General features: G+C 63.0%; 18 protein-coding genes. 7 read left to right on the plus strand and 11 right to left on the minus strand.

What is annotated here, in order from left to right; all coding sequences use genetic code 11:
* Nucleotides 1-16 precede the first annotated feature (16 nt).
* The 6 genes from ACVTFQ_RS18510 to ACVTFQ_RS18535 form a co-directional block, all read right to left on the minus strand.
* A complete protein-coding gene (locus tag ACVTFQ_RS18510) occupies nt 17-1,294 on the minus strand; it encodes a CpaE/TadZ family protein (RefSeq protein WP_111563099.1) in 1,278 nt (425 codons plus the stop codon).
* Between the two features lie 17 nt (nt 1,295-1,311).
* A complete protein-coding gene (locus ACVTFQ_RS18515; protein ID WP_111563100.1) occupies nt 1,312-2,046 on the minus strand; it encodes a CpaD family pilus assembly protein in 735 nt (244 codons plus the stop codon).
* 17 nt (nt 2,047-2,063) lie between these two features.
* Nucleotides 2,064-3,569, minus strand: coding sequence for a type II and III secretion system protein family protein (locus ACVTFQ_RS18520; protein ID WP_470423918.1), 1,506 nt, complete (start codon nt 3,567-3,569; stop codon nt 2,064-2,066).
* An 11-nt stretch (nt 3,570-3,580) separates the two neighbouring features.
* Nucleotides 3,581-4,393 carry a Flp pilus assembly protein CpaB gene (cpaB, locus tag ACVTFQ_RS18525; protein WP_047506673.1) on the minus strand — a complete coding sequence of 271 codons (813 nt, stop codon included), beginning with the start codon at nt 4,391-4,393 and terminating at the stop codon, nt 3,581-3,583.
* A 110-nt stretch (nt 4,394-4,503) separates the two neighbouring features.
* A complete protein-coding gene (locus tag ACVTFQ_RS18530) occupies nt 4,504-5,016 on the minus strand; it encodes an A24 family peptidase (RefSeq protein WP_111563102.1) in 513 nt (170 codons plus the stop codon).
* 107 nt (nt 5,017-5,123) lie between these two features.
* Nucleotides 5,124-5,303, minus strand: coding sequence for a Flp family type IVb pilin (locus tag ACVTFQ_RS18535; RefSeq protein WP_111563103.1), 180 nt, complete (start codon nt 5,301-5,303; stop codon nt 5,124-5,126).
* A 401-nt stretch (nt 5,304-5,704) separates the two neighbouring features.
* On the opposite strand from ACVTFQ_RS18535, the gene ACVTFQ_RS18540 reads away from it, so the two are divergent.
* The 7 genes from ACVTFQ_RS18540 (at nt 5,705) to ACVTFQ_RS18570 (ending at nt 11,196) form a co-directional block, all read left to right on the plus strand.
* Nucleotides 5,705-6,142, plus strand: a complete 438-nt coding sequence (locus ACVTFQ_RS18540) for a pilus assembly protein N-terminal domain-containing protein (protein ID WP_111563104.1) — start codon at nt 5,705-5,707, stop codon at nt 6,140-6,142.
* Between the two features lie 104 nt (nt 6,143-6,246).
* Nucleotides 6,247-6,864, plus strand: coding sequence for a TadE/TadG family type IV pilus assembly protein (locus ACVTFQ_RS18545; RefSeq protein ID WP_047507478.1), 618 nt, complete (start codon nt 6,247-6,249; stop codon nt 6,862-6,864).
* A gap of 2 nt (nt 6,865-6,866) precedes the next feature.
* On the plus strand, nt 6,867-7,445 hold the full coding sequence (locus tag ACVTFQ_RS18550; protein ID WP_111563257.1) for a TadE/TadG family type IV pilus assembly protein: 579 nt from the start codon (nt 6,867-6,869) through the stop codon (nt 7,443-7,445).
* 107 nt (nt 7,446-7,552) lie between these two features.
* A complete protein-coding gene (locus ACVTFQ_RS18555) occupies nt 7,553-8,773 on the plus strand; it encodes a phosphopentomutase (protein ID WP_111563105.1) in 1,221 nt (406 codons plus the stop codon).
* Nucleotides 8,770-9,738, plus strand: a complete 969-nt coding sequence (locus tag ACVTFQ_RS18560; RefSeq protein ID WP_111563106.1) for an adenosine deaminase — start codon at nt 8,770-8,772, stop codon at nt 9,736-9,738. Before ACVTFQ_RS18555 ends, ACVTFQ_RS18560 begins: the two co-directional genes overlap by 4 nt.
* Nucleotides 9,739-9,871: 133 nt before the next feature.
* Nucleotides 9,872-10,501 (plus strand): uracil phosphoribosyltransferase, encoded by a 630-nt coding sequence (upp, locus tag ACVTFQ_RS18565; protein WP_047506686.1) that lies wholly within the window; start codon nt 9,872-9,874, stop codon nt 10,499-10,501.
* Between the two features lie 161 nt (nt 10,502-10,662).
* Nucleotides 10,663-11,196, plus strand: coding sequence for a TIGR02281 family clan AA aspartic protease (locus tag ACVTFQ_RS18570; RefSeq protein WP_047506688.1), 534 nt, complete (start codon nt 10,663-10,665; stop codon nt 11,194-11,196).
* Here the strand turns inward: ACVTFQ_RS18570 and deoA are convergent, their stop codons facing one another.
* From deoA to ACVTFQ_RS18595, 5 genes are read right to left on the minus strand one after another with little or no spacing between them, the layout of a single operon-like run.
* Entirely contained in the window at nt 11,197-12,504 is a 1,308-nt protein-coding gene (gene deoA, locus ACVTFQ_RS18575) for a thymidine phosphorylase (RefSeq protein WP_111563107.1), read from the minus strand.
* A 1-nt stretch (nt 12,505) separates the two neighbouring features.
* Complete coding sequence (gene deoC, locus ACVTFQ_RS18580) at nt 12,506-13,282, minus strand: deoxyribose-phosphate aldolase (RefSeq protein WP_111563108.1); 777 nt, start codon at nt 13,280-13,282, stop codon at nt 12,506-12,508.
* Nucleotides 13,279-14,085, minus strand: a complete 807-nt coding sequence (locus tag ACVTFQ_RS18585; protein WP_111563109.1) for a purine-nucleoside phosphorylase — start codon at nt 14,083-14,085, stop codon at nt 13,279-13,281. The genes deoC and ACVTFQ_RS18585 overlap by 4 nt, the downstream gene beginning before the upstream one ends.
* Entirely contained in the window at nt 14,085-14,471 is a 387-nt protein-coding gene (locus tag ACVTFQ_RS18590) for a cytidine deaminase (RefSeq protein ID WP_037188430.1), read from the minus strand. The genes ACVTFQ_RS18585 and ACVTFQ_RS18590 overlap by 1 nt, the downstream gene beginning before the upstream one ends.
* 4 nt (nt 14,472-14,475) lie before the next feature.
* Nucleotides 14,476-15,447, minus strand: a complete 972-nt coding sequence (locus tag ACVTFQ_RS18595; protein ID WP_111563110.1) for an ABC transporter permease — start codon at nt 15,445-15,447, stop codon at nt 14,476-14,478.
* Nucleotides 15,448-15,457 lie beyond the last annotated feature (10 nt).

Genomic DNA, 15,457 nt, shown 5'->3' on the forward strand with positions numbered 1-15,457 from the left:
TTCCACTCCTGGTGGGCTACTTGCGTTTCAGGAGGCCGAGAAGACTGCTCTTCTTCGCCTTCTTGACGGCGATGCGCCCGGTAACGATGTGCGACAGCTGCGAGAAGGTCTCGGCCGTCGGCGATTTAGGGTCCATCTCCGAGATCATTCGACCGCTATTGGCAGCCGTTCCGAACAGGTTGCTGTCGAACGGGATGATGGCGACGGGTTCGCATTCCAGCGGCTCGCAGAAATCCGCCGGGCTGATCTCGGGACGCTTCGGCATGCCCACCTGGTTGAGAACGAGGTGCGGCGGCTTGTCGTTCGGCCGCATCTTGCGCAGGGCGTCGATCAGGTTCTTGGTGTTGCGCAGATTGGCGAGATCCGGCGATGCGCAAATGACCACCTCGTCGGCGGCGCCGAGTACCGAGCGCGTCCATTCGGACCAGGCGTGGGGCACGTCGAGAACGGTCACCGGCGCGCTGCGCTGCAGCACCTCCATGACCGGCTGGAAGGCATGTCCGTCGAAATCATAGGCGCGATCGAGGATGGACGGCGCCGCAAGCAGCGAAAGATGCTCGGAGCATTTCGTCAGCAGGCGGTCGAGGAACATTTCGTCCAGGCGCTCAGGTGCATAGACCGCTTCGGCGATCCCCTGCGTCGGGTCCTGATCGAAGTCGATGTTCGCGGTTCCGTAGGGCAGGTCGAGATCGGCGAGGATCGTCTCGGTCGAAAACAGTCGCGAGATGCCGAAGGCGCAGTTATGCGCGATGGTCGAGGCGCCGACGCCGCCCTTGGCGCCGATGAAGGCGATGCTGCGCCCGAGCGGCTCGGCATCCGGATCGACGAAGATCGTCGCCATCGCCGTCATGATGTCGGCCATGCCGACCGGCTGCACGATATATTCGGAAATGCCGTTGCGGATCAGCTCGCGGTAGAGCGCGATGTCGTTGTGGTAGCCGACGATGATGACCTTGGTCGAGGGGTCGCAGACGGCGGCGAGCGGCGCCAGCTCGTTGAGCAGGCCGGCGCTATTGGCGCGCGTCTCGAGAATGATCAGGTTCGGCGTCGGCGCGCTGGCGAACATGTTGGCCGCGGCCGCTATGCCGCCGCTGGTGATGCGCAGGCTGACCTTCGACATGCGGCGATCGCTGCCGCAGCGCTCCATCACTCGCTGCAGCTCCTCGCTCTCGCAGAAGGCATGCACCGAGATGCGCGGCAGCGGGCGCATGTTTTCCAGCTCGCCCATGCGCATGGCATCTTCGGCCTGCTGGAGGTCGGCGGCGTTTGAAATGTCGTATTCAACCGTGCTCATCGTCAATCCTGGTCTGATCAGAAGCTGCCGGCGGCGGTGCCGCCGACTTCTTCGATCGTGGATGTGCGTTCGCGATATTCCTTGATGGCGGCGTTGCGGCGCGTTGCGTCGATCGGCGTCATGCCGCGCGGCGCGACGAGATCTTCGGGGTTGGCGATCTGTGCCGCGAGGTTGTTCTGCGTCGCGCAGCCGAAATTATAGTAATTCTGGTTGCTGAAGTCGTTGATCATGTCCTTCGGCCACTGGCCGCACTGCGAGGTCATCGCCGTGGTGCCGACGAAGGTGAGGCGGATCGGCGCCGCGTCCTTGGCGTCGAGCGTCACGTAGGAGCTGTTGACGATCTTCGAGCTCGCGATGCCGCGGGCGGAGAGTTCGGCGCGTACCTGGCCGCGCAGCTGGCGGGCGGCGTTGGAGTTCGGCGACCCCTCCGGCGTCAAGAGGTAGACCGGGCCGGTGGCGCGCGAGCCGTAGTTCTGCGCGAAGCCGCGGATCATGTCGCGTTGCGCGGTGTTGAGCCGACGGTCGGTCGAGGCAACCGGAATATCGACCGATTGCTCGGCTTCGGTCACCACGATCGGATGGCGCTGGCGGTAATCGTCAGGAATACCGCCCGTCGTTAGGTCGTCGCGCGAGGCGCAGCCCGAAAGCAGGGCGGCCGCGATTGCGGCGGCCGCGATCAGCGGTGTCGAAAAGCCGCGGTGACGGGCGCTGGTCTTGATCTTGGCCATCGGCGTGTCTCTGTGTTGTGCCATTGCTGATCCCGCTTCGCTCATTTGTAGATGAACCCGATTGAACCGTGGAACTGGGCGTCGGCGACCGGCGTCTTACCGCCGTAGACCTTGTTGACGCGGTTCATGAAGAATGCCGCGCCGTCGTTCTCCGGGCTGAAGTTGTCGTCAGGCCGGTTCAGCTGGTTGCGGGCGACCGGACGCACGAGATAGGGCGTCGCGATGATCACGAGCTCCGTCTCGTCGCGCTCGACCGTGCGCTGGCGAAACAGCGTGCCCAGCAGCGGGATCTTGTTGGCACCAGGCGTTCCGTTCGATGTCTGCGAGACGTTGTCGCGGATGAGACCGGCCAGTGCGATCGAGCCACCGGAAGGAAGCTCGACGGATGTCTCGGCCGAACGGCGTTGGTAAGTTGGTGCCGAGCCGGTAACCGAAGGTGCCGGCTCCGACACGTTGGTTTTGATCTCCAGGCTGATGCGGCCCGAAGACAGGACGACAGGCTTGAAGGCCAGGTTGATACCGTAGTTGTAGGGTACGACGGTGACGTTGCCGTCGTTGTCGGTCGTCGAATAGAGAACCTGGCCGCCGGAGTTGAAGGTTGCCGCCTGTCCGGAAATTGCCGTCAGCGTGGGCTCGGCAAGCGTCTTCACGACCTTTGCCTGTTCCAGCGCGCTCAGATAGGTCGAGATGTCGTACTTGCCGATCGAGTTCTTGAACAGCGCCGCCAGACCGCCGCCGACGGTTGCGGTCGCGGCACTGGCGTTCGGCGCGCCAAGCTGCGCGACGCTGAGGCCGCCGGAGTTGGAGACAAGATTGTCGAAACCGATCTGCTTCAGGATTTCGCGGCGAACTTCGGCGATCGTCACCTTCAGCGTGACCTGATCCTCGCCTTCGATCTGCAGCAGGTTGATCACCTGCGACTGCTGGCGGCTTTCCGCGAACAGCGCCACCGATCCGTCGCCGCCACCCTGGCTGCTGGCGGTCTCCGTGCGCGTCGTCGCCTCGCCGCCCTTCAGGAAGACACCGGCCAGATCAGCGGCCTGTGCTGCGTCCTGCGGCGTGCGAACGGTACCCGTCAGCACGATGTTGTCCGAGACGATCTCGACGTTGATGTTGGAATCGGGAATGAAGCGGCGCAGGTTGTTCTGCAACCCGCTGACGTCGCGCTCGATCGCGATGTCGAGGCTGACGATCTGCTGGCCGTCGGCGCCGAAGATGAAGATGTTGGTCTGCCCGACCGTCTTGCCGAACAGGTAGATGCGCCGCGAGGAGCGCGTCACCGCGTCGGCCATGCTCGGATCGGAAACGAGAATGTCGTGTGCATCGACGGGAAGGTCGATGACGATAGCCTTTTTCAGGCCGAGCTTGAGGGCGCGATGCGCGCCCGGGCCCGTCTGGGTGATATTGACCATGCCGTCGGCGGCGGCCTCAGCCGTGCTGACGCCGACGATGGGGTCGAGGAAGCTGGGCGCGACGCCGGTGTAGCCGATCGTCAGCGACAGGCAGCCTGCCATCAGATGTTTCATGTGCCGTGTTGAGTTGCCCATGTCCGTTTCCTCTACTCGGCTTTCGAAGGCGCGCTGTCGGTGACGATGGCGCCTGACTTGATGACCTGAACGATGGAGCTGCCATTGTCGCCGCTAAGCAGGTAATCGGCGGCCTTGGTGTCCGGCTCGCGGGCGTCGGCGACCGAGCGCAGCGCCAGCGACAGGCGGTCGGCCATCTGCTGGGCAACCGCCAGAACCTTGGTCTGGTCAGGCGTCAGCTCCAGCGTTGCGGTCGTGCCGACCACCGCCTTGGACCCATCGTCCTTTTCCTGAACCTGTTGGTCGATCGCGAGTACGCGCACGTTGTTGAGCACGGTCTCGGTCAGATACTTGTCGCCGTTCTTTTCCTTGCGCACCATGATCAGGTCGACGCGGTCGTTCGGCAGGATGAAGCCGCCGGCGCCGGTTGCGACCGAGATTTCGGTGGCGACCGCGCGCTTGCCCGATGGCAGCAGCGACGACATGATGCGGCTATTGGAATCGGCGATCTTTTCGGCCCGGATCGGCTCACCCTCGAAGATCGGCATGCGCACCACGGCGCCCTGCAGGTCCTTGATGGCTTCCGGCTTGTCGGTTTCGGTGATGAAGCCCTGAACGACCCCGCCTGTCGGCCATGCCATCCAGTGCGCGGACTTGTCGTCGAGCCGCGCGCCGACGGGCAGATTGGCGCTGGAGACCAGAACGTTGACGGTCGGCTCTTTCTCGACCACCTGCTGGACCTGGGTCACGACCGATCCGCGGCCGGCAAGGCTCATCGCCAGAACGCCGGCCAGACCGGCGGCCACAACGGCCACTCCAAGGATCAAAATGCGGGCGGGTTTCATCAGGCGTTCCCCAAGGAATCGAAATATTCGTTCCGGAGAATTGGCTCCAATTGGTGTAATTATAGTTAACGAAAGACTTCGATCTTAGGTTAACGAGCGCTTAAGCGCCTTTATTTCAAGCCTTCCAGCGCGGTCATAAATACCGGCGAAGACGGAAATGCCAGAAAACCGCCGATCGCTATGGCGATACCATAGGGGATCTTCTTGGCCATGAGGATCGAGTTCGGAACCGGAAGGCCGATCGCCAGGATGGTGTCTGCCTGCGTGCGGATCATCATGATGATCAGGGTGACCAGGCCACCGAAAATGCCGACATAGCCGAGAAACTCGACGATAGCGGGGTTAAGGCCGAACCAGAGTGCCGATGCCGTCAGAAGCTTGGCGTCGCCGCCGCCCATGGTGTTGGTTGCGAACAAAACGAAGCAGACGACAAACACGGCAAGCGCGCCGGCGGCATGATTGCCGATCGCGGCAAGCGGCATGCCGGTGAAAACTGCGATGGCGAAGAAAGACACGATGAGGATGATGGAGATCCTGTTCGGGATCGTCATCGTGAACAGATCGGAAAATGCCGCGATTGCGAGGCACAGCGGGAATATCACAAAAACGGAAGCTGCGATCATTCTGCTATCGATCCTTAAGACAAAAGGCCCACCGCGTGTTCGCGTGAGCCCATGTTTAGCGCCAGACCCGTTAAGGTCTGGCGTATATCGTGTCGCCGAGGGCGATATCAGGTCGGCGTCTTGGAAGCGATCGTGCTCGACAGGCCGTTGAACATGAGGTTCAGTTTGTTGCCGAGTGCGGTCGCGCCGGTGATGAGCGCTACGGAAATGAGCGCTGCGATCAGGCCGTATTCAATTGCGGTCGCGCCGGATTCGTCTTTCAGAAAACGGCTCATAAGCTTGGTCATGATAACTCCTAACTCCAGTTGATGTTCAGCACGTCCGCCAACTGTTTGCCGTTGATCGGATGAGCACAACCTAACGAACCGCTCTTTCAATCGGCTTAAAAAAATGGGTTACTAATATGTAAATGAAGGAGCGGTCGGCGTTATGGTAAGTAACCGTTTCAGTAGTTCTTTAGAAATTTAAATATCGTGCGGAAGTTACTGCTGAATAAGGGATTCCTGATGAGCGGGCGCTCGGGGCCGTTACCTGATCCGCTCTCGTGAGCGCGGTTTGCGTCATTACTGTACTGATGAGGGTGCGTTAACGTCTCGTTATGGACAGGGTTGCCCGTGTATTAAGATTTCATGCACCATTTTTTTCTATGCTCCCGGTAAGTTACCGTCGTGATCGTGAGAGAATCCAGATGTCATCGAGCGGCATAAGGCTAGTCCTTGCCAGTGTACTTGCCGCCGCCGCGGCCTGCGCAACTGTCTACGCCCCGGCCTTCGCCCAGCAGCAGCAGATGCTCAGGGTCTATATGGACCAGGCGCGGGTATTGAAGCTCGATCGTCCCGTCAGCAAGGTCATCGTCGGCAATGCCAAGGTGGCGGATGCGACGGTCGCCGACGCAAAGACCATCGTGCTGACAGGCCGCAGCTTCGGCAGCACCAATCTCGTCCTTCTCGATGTGGACGGCAATGCCATTCTCGATCAGAGCATCCTGGTCTCCATCGACGAAGCCAACACGGTGCGCGTGTTCCGCCAGACGGAGCGCACGGTTTTGTCCTGCACGCCGAACTGCGAGCAGCACAGCGACACGACCGCCGCTGCCGGCGCCAGCGCTGGTGCAACTGGTCCCTAATCGAAGCCCTTTTACTTGTTGTTAAATTTCTGAACCGGCTTGAAACGGAAAATCAACGTTCGGCACCTAAAAGTGCATGATCGAAGCTGTGTCGGATGCAGGCCATGACGGAATTGGATCAAACAGCGGAACGGACGGATCGGCGCCAATGCAGGCGGCGGTGGTCCATTGCCGCTTTCAGGCGCTCGCGTGATGGAGCCGCCGCGATCGAATTCGCGCTTCTTGCCATTCCTTACTTCATGGTCGTCTTCGCGATCATCGAGACATTCATAGCCTTTGCGGGCGAAGAGCTCGTGTCCAACGCCGTCGATACGCTGGGCCGCAAGATCCGCACCGGCCAGATCACCGCGACCAATACCGACCGCACCGCCTTTCGTACCGCCTTCTGCAAGGAGATCTCGATCCTGATCACCTGCTCGGCGACGGAGGCGGCAACGCCGAGCAAGCTGTTCGTCGATGTCCAGAAGTTCGCGACCTTCGCCGCCATCCCGACGACCATTCCAACGAAATCGACCGCCGCCTATTCGGACCTCGACACATCGAAACTCCAATACGCGCCAGGCGGCGCCGGCACCATCAACATGGTCCGCGCCTATTACAAGTGGCAGGTCATCGGCGACCTTATCCGTCCCTACATCTCCAATATCAGGCCATCCGACGGTTCCTCGGCCTACTTCCTGATTGTCGCGACTGCCGCGTTCCAGAACGAGCAATACCCGTGATGATGAGGATCCGCAGCGCAATTGCCAGGCTACAGGCCCTCTCTCGGCGCTTCGCGGGTGACCGCGATGGCATGGGCGCCATCGAGTTCGCCATTCTCTTCCCGATCCTCGTCATGCTCTATGTCGGCGCCTTCGAGATCACCATCGGTCTCAGCGTCAGCAAGCGCGCGTCGCGCGCGGCCGCCACGGTGGCGGATATCGTCACGCAGCAGCAGACGGTGACGAAATCCTGGCTCGCGGACATGCCCAATGCCGCGGCCGCGATCTTCGTGCCCTACAATGCCGGAACCACGTTGAGCCTGAAGGTTACAGGCATCCAGATCGACGCGGCCGCCAACCCGACCGTCAAGTGGTCCTGGGCGCAGGACAACAGCCGTCCCTACACGGTCAATTCCGCCGTGACCGTGCCGACCGATCTCAGGAAGGCCAACAGCTTCCTCGTCCGCTCGGAGCTGTCCATACCCTACAAGCTGTTCCTCTTCGCGCCCAATCTCATGCCGAACAACAGCACGCTGACCATCAGCCGCACCTATTATTACCGGCAACGCCAGGGCGACAACGTTCTCTGCAGCGACTGCTGAGCGACACGCGCTGGCGCCCCCATTTGCCATCCTCCCGTCTCCGTTATAAGGCTTGTGACCCGGCGGCCGGCAATCCGGCGCGCCAGCTTTTCAGTGTCGGGTGAAACATGCCGCGTGCCTTTCTATTCGTGATGGATTCCTTCGGCGTCGGTGGCGCGCCGGATGCGGCCGCCTATGGCGACGAGGGGGCGGATACGCTCGGCCATATCGCTGAATTCTGCGCCGCCGGCCTGGGCGACCGCGAAGGCCTGCGATCAGGACCCTTGCAGCTGCCGAACCTGTCAGCGCTCGGCCTCCTGCACCTCGCAAAGGCGGCATCCGGCAAGATCCCCGTCGGCATGCCGATGGCCGAGAAGGTCTATGCCAGCTTCGGCTCGGCCAACGAGGTCTCGCGCGGCAAGGATACGCCGTCGGGCCATTGGGAGATCGCTGGCACGCCCGTCAATTTCGACTGGGGCTATTTCCCGACCGAGGGCGACGCCTTTACGCCCGAATTCGTGGAAGCCTTGTGCCGTGCCGCCGAAGTGCCCGGCATCCTCGGCAATTGCCACGCGTCCGGCACCGACATCATCGCCCGCTACGGCGAGGAACACATCCGCACCGGCAAGCCGATCTGCTACACCTCGTCGGACTCCGTCTTCCAGGTCGCCGCCCACGAGAAACATTTCGGCCTTGAGCGGCTGATGACCTTCTGTTCCATCGCCCGCGCCCTTCTCGATCGTGAAAACATCGGCCGCGTCATCGCCCGCCCCTTCGTCGGCGAAACCAAGGCGAGCTTCGAGCGCACCGGCAATCGCCGCGATTTCTCCGTGCCGCCGCCCGAACCGACGCTGCTCGACAGATTGGTGAAGGAAGGCCGCACGGTCCATGCCGTCGGCAAGGTCGGCGATATCTTCGCCCACCAGGGCGTGTCGCGGGTCGTCAAGGCCAACGGCAATGCGGCGCTGATGGATGCGACGCTCGAAGCCATGGATGTCGCTGAGGATGGCGATCTCGTCTTCACCAATTTCGTCGATTTCGACATGCTCTACGGCCACCGCCGCGACGTGCCGGGCTATGCCGCGGCCCTTGAAGCTTTCGACGCGCGCCTGTCGGAAGTCGGCGGCAAGCTGAAGCCCGGCGATCTCGTCATCATCACCGCCGATCATGGCTGCGACCCGACCTGGCGCGGCACCGATCACACCCGCGAGCGGGTTCCCATCATCGCCTATGGCCCCGGCCATCGCCCGCGCAATCTCGGCATCCGTTCGAGCTACGCCGATATAGGCGAGACCATCGCCCAGCATCTGCGCATCCCCGCCGGCCCGCACGGGAGGAGTTTTCTGTGACGTCACATCTGAAGAAGGTCGAGCTGCACTGTCATCTGGAGGGTGCCGCTCCGCCGGCGCTCACTTTGGCGCAGGCCCGCAAGTACAACATCGACATCAGCGCCTATCTGAAGGACGGCGCCTATGTCTGGCATGATTTCGCAAGCTTCCTCGAGTGCTACGACAAGATCTCCGAGGTTTACAAGACCGACGAGGACTATGCGCTGCTCACCGAAACCTATCTGGCCGAACTCGCCGCCATAGGCACGATCTACAGCGAGCTCATCGTCTCGCCCGATCACGGCAAGCGCATCGGCCTCGGCGCCGATGCCTATATCGAAGGCGTGTGCGAGGGCATCCGCCGCGCCAAGGCGGCATCGGGCATCGAGGCCCGGCTGATCGTCACCGGCGAACGCCACTTCGGCCCCGAAAGCGTCATCGGCGCCGCCGAATATGCCGCAAGCGCCGGCAATCCGCTCATCACGGGCTTCAACCTCGCGGGCGAGGAGCGCATGGGCCGCGTGGCGGATTATGCGCGCGCCTTCGATATCGCCCGCGATGCCGGCCTCGGCCTCACCATCCACGCTGGCGAGGTCTGCGGCGCCTTCAGCGTTACAGACGCGCTGGATGCCGTTCGCCCGGCCCGCATCGGCCATGGCGTGCGTGCCATCGAAGACGCGGACCTCGTCAAGCGGCTGGCCGATCTGGGCACGGTGCTGGAGGTCTGCCCGGGCTCGAACATCGCGCTCAAGGTCTTCCCGGATTTCCGGTCGCACCCGCTGCGGGCGCTGAAGGATGAAGGCGTGCGCGTCACCATCAGCTCCGACGATCCGCCCTTCTTCCACACCTCGCTCGAGCGGGAATACGAGCTCGCTTCCTCCGTCTTCGGCTTCAGCGACGCCGAGATCAATGCGATCACCCGCACCGGCATCGAGGCTGCCTTCGTCGACGAGGCCACGCGTAGCGCGCTTCTGGCCAGGCTCTGATCCGTCCCGATCCGGGTCAGATTGGGGATCCCAGATTGGGGATCATAGGGGCAATTTGCCCTCCGCTCTTGCGGCGGAGACAAATTCCGTGGAAGAAACATGCTATAAGAACAGCTAAAGAAAGGGCTCGGCCATGAACGGCGTAACGGTCATCGATCATCCGCTCGTGCAGCACAAACTCACCATCATGCGGCGCAAGGAAACGTCGACGGGCAGCTTCCGCCGCCTGCTGCGCGAAATCTCCACGCTCCTGTGTTACGAGGTGACGCGCGATCTCGAGCTGACGATGGCAACCATCGAAACGCCGATGCAGACGATGGAATCGCCGATCCTTGAAGGCAAGAAGCTGGTCTTCGTGTCGATCCTGCGCGCCGGCAACGGCCTGCTCGAAGGCATGCTGGAGCTGGTGCCCTCCGCGCGCGTCTCGCATATCGGCATGTACCGCGATCACGACACGCTGCAGCCGGTGGAATACTATTTCAAGGCGCCCGAAGCGCTCGACGAGCGCCTGATGATCGTCGTCGATCCGATGCTCGCGACCGGCAATTCCTCGATCGCCGCCATTCACAAGCTGAAGGAACGCGGCGCGACCAACATCCGCTTCCTCTGCCTGCTCGCGGCCCCCGAGGGCATCAAGAACTTCCAGGAAGCTCATCCCGACGTGAAGATCTACACGGCCTCGATCGACAGCCATCTCAACGAGAAGGGCTATATCATGCCCGGTCTCGGCGATGCCGGCGACCGCATGTACGGCACGAAGTAATTAACGAGCCGTTTACCATTTGAAATGTTACATGGGGCCTGGGCTATGTTTCCAGGCCTTATCTCCTTCCGCCGTTAGCAACTTTTCAGCAATTGTGGCTTAGCTGCTAAAGATACGGCCGCGCATGATGCACGGTTTATACAGGAAGGATTTCTGTTTCCATGCTCTTGCGTACAGTGATATTCGCAAGCATCGCAGCGGTGCTTGCCACACAGGTTCCTTCCTTCATCGGAAGCACGCCTACGCGCCCGGAAGGCCCGATCTCCGCCAATTTCGTCTCCGGCGCGGTCGATCCCACCCCCACGACCGCAATCTCGGGCAATGGCACCAGCATGCGCCTGCAGGCCGATCAGCAGGGCCACTACACCGGCGATTTCCGCATCAATGGCAAGTCGGTCTCTGGCCTGATCGACACCGGCGCGACTTACGTTGCGCTGAACGAGACCATGGCCCGCCGTCTCGGCTATACGGCAAACCAGCTCGATTTCCGCTATTCGGTCAACACCGCCAACGGCCAGACCAAGGCCGCGCATATCATGCTCGACCGTGTCGAGATCGGCGGCATCCGCGTGCGCGATGTCGAGGCTTTCGTCTTGAAGGACGAGGCGCTGTCCTCGACGCTCGTCGGCATGAGCTTCCTGAAGAAGCTCGCCTCCTACGCCGTGGCCGACGGCTCGCTCAGCATGAAGCAGTAATCAGAAGCGCGATGAAATGACCGGTGGCAGCGCGGGCGCGCTGTCGCCGATCACGTAGTTCGCCTGAAGCGCCGCGGCCACTATTTCCGCCGCATCATCGTTCGCCGCATGCACGAAGGCGATCGGGTCGCCGCGCTCGACGCGCGTGCCGAGCGGCAGGATATCGCTGAACCCGACCCGATGGTCGATCCGGTCATCGGGGTGTCGCCGCCCGCCGCCGAGATCGATCAGGCCCATCCCGATATCCCGGCTGTTGCAGGCCGCAAGCCAGCCGCTTTGCTTGGCCACGACAGGCCAGATGGCCGGGGCAGCCGGCAGATAGCTGTCGGGCTTCTCCAGGAGGTCCGACGGCCCGCCCAGCATATGCGCCATGCGCCCGAATATCTCCGCCGCCTTGCCCGATGACAGCGCCACGGCCGCCCGCGCCTCGCCATCCTCTCGCGAGGGTGCGACGCCCGATTGGACGAGCATCTCGGCCGCGAAGGCGAGAACCACGTTCTCCAGCCTTGTGCCGCTCTTCTCGCCCGCGAGGAACGCGATCGCGTTGCGGATTTCCAGCGCGTTTCCCACGGCATCCGCCAGCGGCTGGTTCATGTCGGTGATGACGGCCGACGTCTTCAGTCCCGCGCCATTCGCAACCTCGACCAACGACCGCGCCAGCTGCTCGGCCTCGCCGGACGAGGCCATGAAGGCGCCGTTGCCGACCTTCACGTCGAGCACCAGCGTCTGCAGCCCCGCCGCCAGCTTCTTCGACAGGATCGAGGCGGTGATCAGCGGAATGGAATCGACCGTCGCGGTCACGTCGCGCACTGCGTAGAGCTTGCCGTCTGCCGGCGCCAGCGCTGCCGTCTGGCCGATGATGGCGCAGCCGGCCTCGCGCACCACCTTGCGGAACAGCGCGGCATCAGGGGTAACCGTATAGCCTGGTATGGATTCCAGCTTGTCCAGCGTCCCGCCGGTATGGCCGAGCCCGCGCCCCGAGATCATCGGCACCGCCAGCCCGCAGGCCGAAGCGATCGGCGCCAGCATCAGCGAGACATTGTCGCCGACGCCGCCGGTCGAATGCTTGTCGGCGATCGGCCGGTCGAGATCGCTCCAGTCGAGCATGTCGCCGGAGCGCGCCATCGCCATGGTCAGCGAAACGGTCTCTTCGCGGCGCATCCCCTTGAACCAGACGGCCATGGCAAAGGCGCCGATCTGCCCCTCGGAGAGTTTGCCCGCCGCAAGTGCTGCGATAAACGCCTGGATATCGTCATCGGACAGCACTGCGCCGTCGCGCTTGCGGCGAATGATCTCCTGCGGGATCATCTCAGTAGCTCGCGGCGGTCGCCGGTGCCGATTGCGCGCCCGAAAGCACCGCAAGGATGTCGTCGAGCACGCCCGAAGCGCCGAAGCGGAAGGTCGAGGGCATCGGCCAGTCGGGCGCCATGATCGTCTCGGCGAGGCTCAGATAGAGTGCCGCATCCGCTACCGAGGCAATGCCGCCCGCCGGCTTGAAGCCGACCTTGCGACCGCTCTGGCGAATTGCGCGCAGCATGATGTCGGCTGCCTCAAGCGTCGCGTTGACGGAAACCTTGCCCGTCGAGGTCTTGATGAAGTCGGCGCCCGCCTCGATCGCCAGTTCCGAGGCGCGGCGGATCATCGCCGCATCCTTGATCTCGCCGGTCTCAAGGATGACCTTCAACAGCACCGCCTCGCCGCATTCGGCGCGCACGGCGGCCACCATGTCGGTCACGGCCCGGCCGCTGCCGGCGATGAACTTGCGATAGGGAATGACGAGATCGATCTCGTCGGCACCGTCGGCGATCGCCTCACGCGTCTCGGCCGCCACGTCGGCGACCTCCATGTCGCCCGAGGGGAAGTTGACGACGGTGGCGATCTTCACAGGATGGCCGCTGCCGAGGATCGAGCGCGCATGCGCCACGAAGCGCGGCCAGATGCAGATCGCCGCGCTGTTGCCGTAGGGCGTCTGCGCGCGTGCGCACAAGGCCTCGATCTGCGCTTCCGTGCAGTCGTCCTTGAGGTTGGTGAGATCAAGCAACGACAGCGCCACGGCCGCCGTTTCCTTCAGCGAGTGATTGCTCATGCGTCATTTCCTCCAGCCGCGATCATCTCTTTCAGGATGGCGGCAAGACGGGCACCGCCGATGGGCGCCATCTCCTTGGTTTCGTCGTGGCTCAGTTCCGAACCGGTCATTCCGGCCCCATAGTTGGTGATAACGGAAGCAGCCGCAACCCTCATGTCGAGCATTCGGGCGATGATGACTTCAGGCACGGTCGACATGCCAACAGCATCTGCGCCGAGAATGCGCGCCATGCGGATCTCCGCCGGCGTCTCGAAGCTCGGGCCGGAGAACCACATGTAGACGCCCTCAGAAAGTGCCGTCCCCGTCGTCTCCGCCGCCCGCCGCATCGCGTCAGCAAGCCCGGTGTCATAGGCATTGGTCATGCCCACGAAGCGGCGGTCGCTCTCCTCGCCGATCAGCGGGTTGATGCCGGAATAGTTGATGTGGTCGGTGATCTGCATGACCGATCCGGGCGCCAGATCCTCGCGCAGCGATCCCGCCGAGTTCGTCAGGATCAGCGCCTCGACGCCGAGCGCCTTCAACACCTCGATCGGCCGCCGCATGGCGTTGGCGTCGCCCTTTTCGTAGAAATGCACGCGGCCCGACAGCATGATCACAGGCACGCCGCGAAGCGTGCCGGCCACCACCTCGCCGGCATGGCCGGAAACCGCGCTGACGGGAAAGCCCGGAACATCCTGATAGGGTATGCGAACCGCATCCTTGAGCTCCGCCACCAGCGAGCCAAGCCCGGAGCCGAGGATCACGCCATAGCGCGGCGAAAGCCCGCCGAGCCGCGATTTCAGCAGGTCGAGCGCCGCCTGCATCAGAGTTCGGTCTCGAAGCTGAAGGGCAGCAGTTCGTCCATGGTCATGGTCTTCTGCACGCCGGCTTCGTCGCAGAGATAGATCCGCGTTTCCTTGGAGGCGAATTCCGAGATCTTCTGCCGGCAGCCGCCGCATGGCGGGCAGAGCGGCAGCTTCTCGGCGATCACGGCCATCTCGACGATCTTCTTCGCCCCGCCCATGATCATGGCGCTGATTGCCGTCGGCTCCGCGCACCAGCCCTGGGGAAACGAGAGGTTCTCGATGTTGGCGCCGGTATAGACCTTGCCGTCCTCGGCGCGGATCGCAGCACCGACGGGGAACTTGGAGTAGGGCGCGTGGGCGAATGCCATGGCGCCGCGGGCGGCTTCGAAGAGGTCGTGGGACATGGTCTTAGCGCTCCTTGACATAGGGTGTGCCGCCGGCCTTCGGCGGAATGGCTTTGCCGATGAAGCCCGCGAGCAGCACGCAGGTGAGGATATAGGGCAGGGCCTGGAAGATCTGCACCGGCACTTCGCCGATGCCAGGGATCGGTTTGCCCTGCATGAAGTTGCCGAGTGCATCGAGGAAGCCGAACAGCAGGCAGGCAAACATGACAGGCACCGGCTTCCACTTGGCGAAGACGAGCGCTGCCAGCGCGATATAGCCCTTGCCGGCCGACATGTCCTTGATGAAGGCGGCCGACTGCGCGATCGCCAGATAGGTGCCGGAGAAGCCGCAGAGAATGCCGGCGCAGATGACCGCGCGGTAGCGCAGCCAGCTGACCGAGATGCCGGCGGTATCGACAGCACCAGGATTTTCACCGACGGCGCGCAGACGAAGACCGAAGCGCGTGCGGTAGAGGATCCACCACGAAAGCGGCACCGCCAGGAAGGCGAGGTAGGTGAGCACGTTGTTGCCGGAGATGACGTTGGCATAGAGCGGCCCAAGGATCGGCACCTCGCGCACCGCGTCGGCGCCCGGAAGCGTGATCGGCGTGAAGCGCGCGTCGCCGGCCAGCTGCGGCGTGCGCCCGCCCTGGCCAAACCAGGCCTGGCCGAGCACGATGGTGATACCAGCCACGAAGAAGTTGATCGCGACGCCCGAGATGATCTGGTTGCCGCGATTGGTGATCGAGGCAAAGCCGTGCACGAAGCTCAGCGCCACCGAGCAGATAATGCCGGCGCAAAGCCCCGCCCAGGCGGAATCGGTGAGGTAGGCGACACAGGCGGCGGCGAAGGCCGAGCCCAGCATCTTGCCCTCGAGCCCGATGTCGAAGACGCCGGCGCGTTCGGAGAACAGCCCTGCCAGCGCCGTGAAGATCAGCGGGATCGACAGGCGGATGGTGGAGCTCAGAACGCTGATGAAGATGTCGTAATATTCCATCGTCGCGCTC

Source organism: Rhizobium sp. O111, assembly GCF_055616315.1.

Bases quoted from the DNA above. Each gene is read 5' to 3' on its own strand.
- ACVTFQ_RS18535 (WP_111563103.1), bottom strand. From the start codon at position 5,303: ATGACCAAGCTTATGAGCCGTTTTCTGAAAGACGAATCCGGCGCGACC.
- ACVTFQ_RS18590 (WP_037188430.1), bottom strand. From the start codon at position 14,471: ATGTCCCACGACCTCTTCGAAGCCGCCCGCGGCGCCATGGCATTCGCC.
- ACVTFQ_RS18510 (WP_111563099.1), bottom strand. From the start codon at position 1,294: ATGAGCACGGTTGAATACGACATTTCAAACGCCGCCGACCTCCAGCAG.
- deoC (WP_111563108.1), bottom strand. From the start codon at position 13,282: ATGAGCAATCACTCGCTGAAGGAAACGGCGGCCGTGGCGCTGTCGTTG.
- ACVTFQ_RS18550 (WP_111563257.1), top strand. From the start codon at position 6,867: ATGAGGATCCGCAGCGCAATTGCCAGGCTACAGGCCCTCTCTCGGCGC.
- cpaB (WP_047506673.1), bottom strand. From the start codon at position 4,393: ATGAAACCCGCCCGCATTTTGATCCTTGGAGTGGCCGTTGTGGCCGCC.
- ACVTFQ_RS18570 (WP_047506688.1), top strand. From the start codon at position 10,663: ATGCTCTTGCGTACAGTGATATTCGCAAGCATCGCAGCGGTGCTTGCC.
- ACVTFQ_RS18555 (WP_111563105.1), top strand. From the start codon at position 7,553: ATGCCGCGTGCCTTTCTATTCGTGATGGATTCCTTCGGCGTCGGTGGC.
- ACVTFQ_RS18530 (WP_111563102.1), bottom strand. From the start codon at position 5,016: ATGATCGCAGCTTCCGTTTTTGTGATATTCCCGCTGTGCCTCGCAATC.
- ACVTFQ_RS18545 (WP_047507478.1), top strand. From the start codon at position 6,247: ATGACGGAATTGGATCAAACAGCGGAACGGACGGATCGGCGCCAATGC.
- ACVTFQ_RS18585 (WP_111563109.1), bottom strand. From the start codon at position 14,085: ATGCAGGCGGCGCTCGACCTGCTGAAATCGCGGCTCGGCGGGCTTTCG.
- deoA (WP_111563107.1), bottom strand. From the start codon at position 12,504: ATGATCCCGCAGGAGATCATTCGCCGCAAGCGCGACGGCGCAGTGCTG.
- upp (WP_047506686.1), top strand. From the start codon at position 9,872: ATGAACGGCGTAACGGTCATCGATCATCCGCTCGTGCAGCACAAACTC.
- ACVTFQ_RS18515 (WP_111563100.1), bottom strand. From the start codon at position 2,046: ATGGCACAACACAGAGACACGCCGATGGCCAAGATCAAGACCAGCGCC.
- ACVTFQ_RS18520 (WP_470423918.1), bottom strand. From the start codon at position 3,569: ATGGGCAACTCAACACGGCACATGAAACATCTGATGGCAGGCTGCCTG.
- ACVTFQ_RS18540 (WP_111563104.1), top strand. From the start codon at position 5,705: ATGTCATCGAGCGGCATAAGGCTAGTCCTTGCCAGTGTACTTGCCGCC.
- ACVTFQ_RS18595 (WP_111563110.1), bottom strand. From the start codon at position 15,447: ATGGAATATTACGACATCTTCATCAGCGTTCTGAGCTCCACCATCCGC.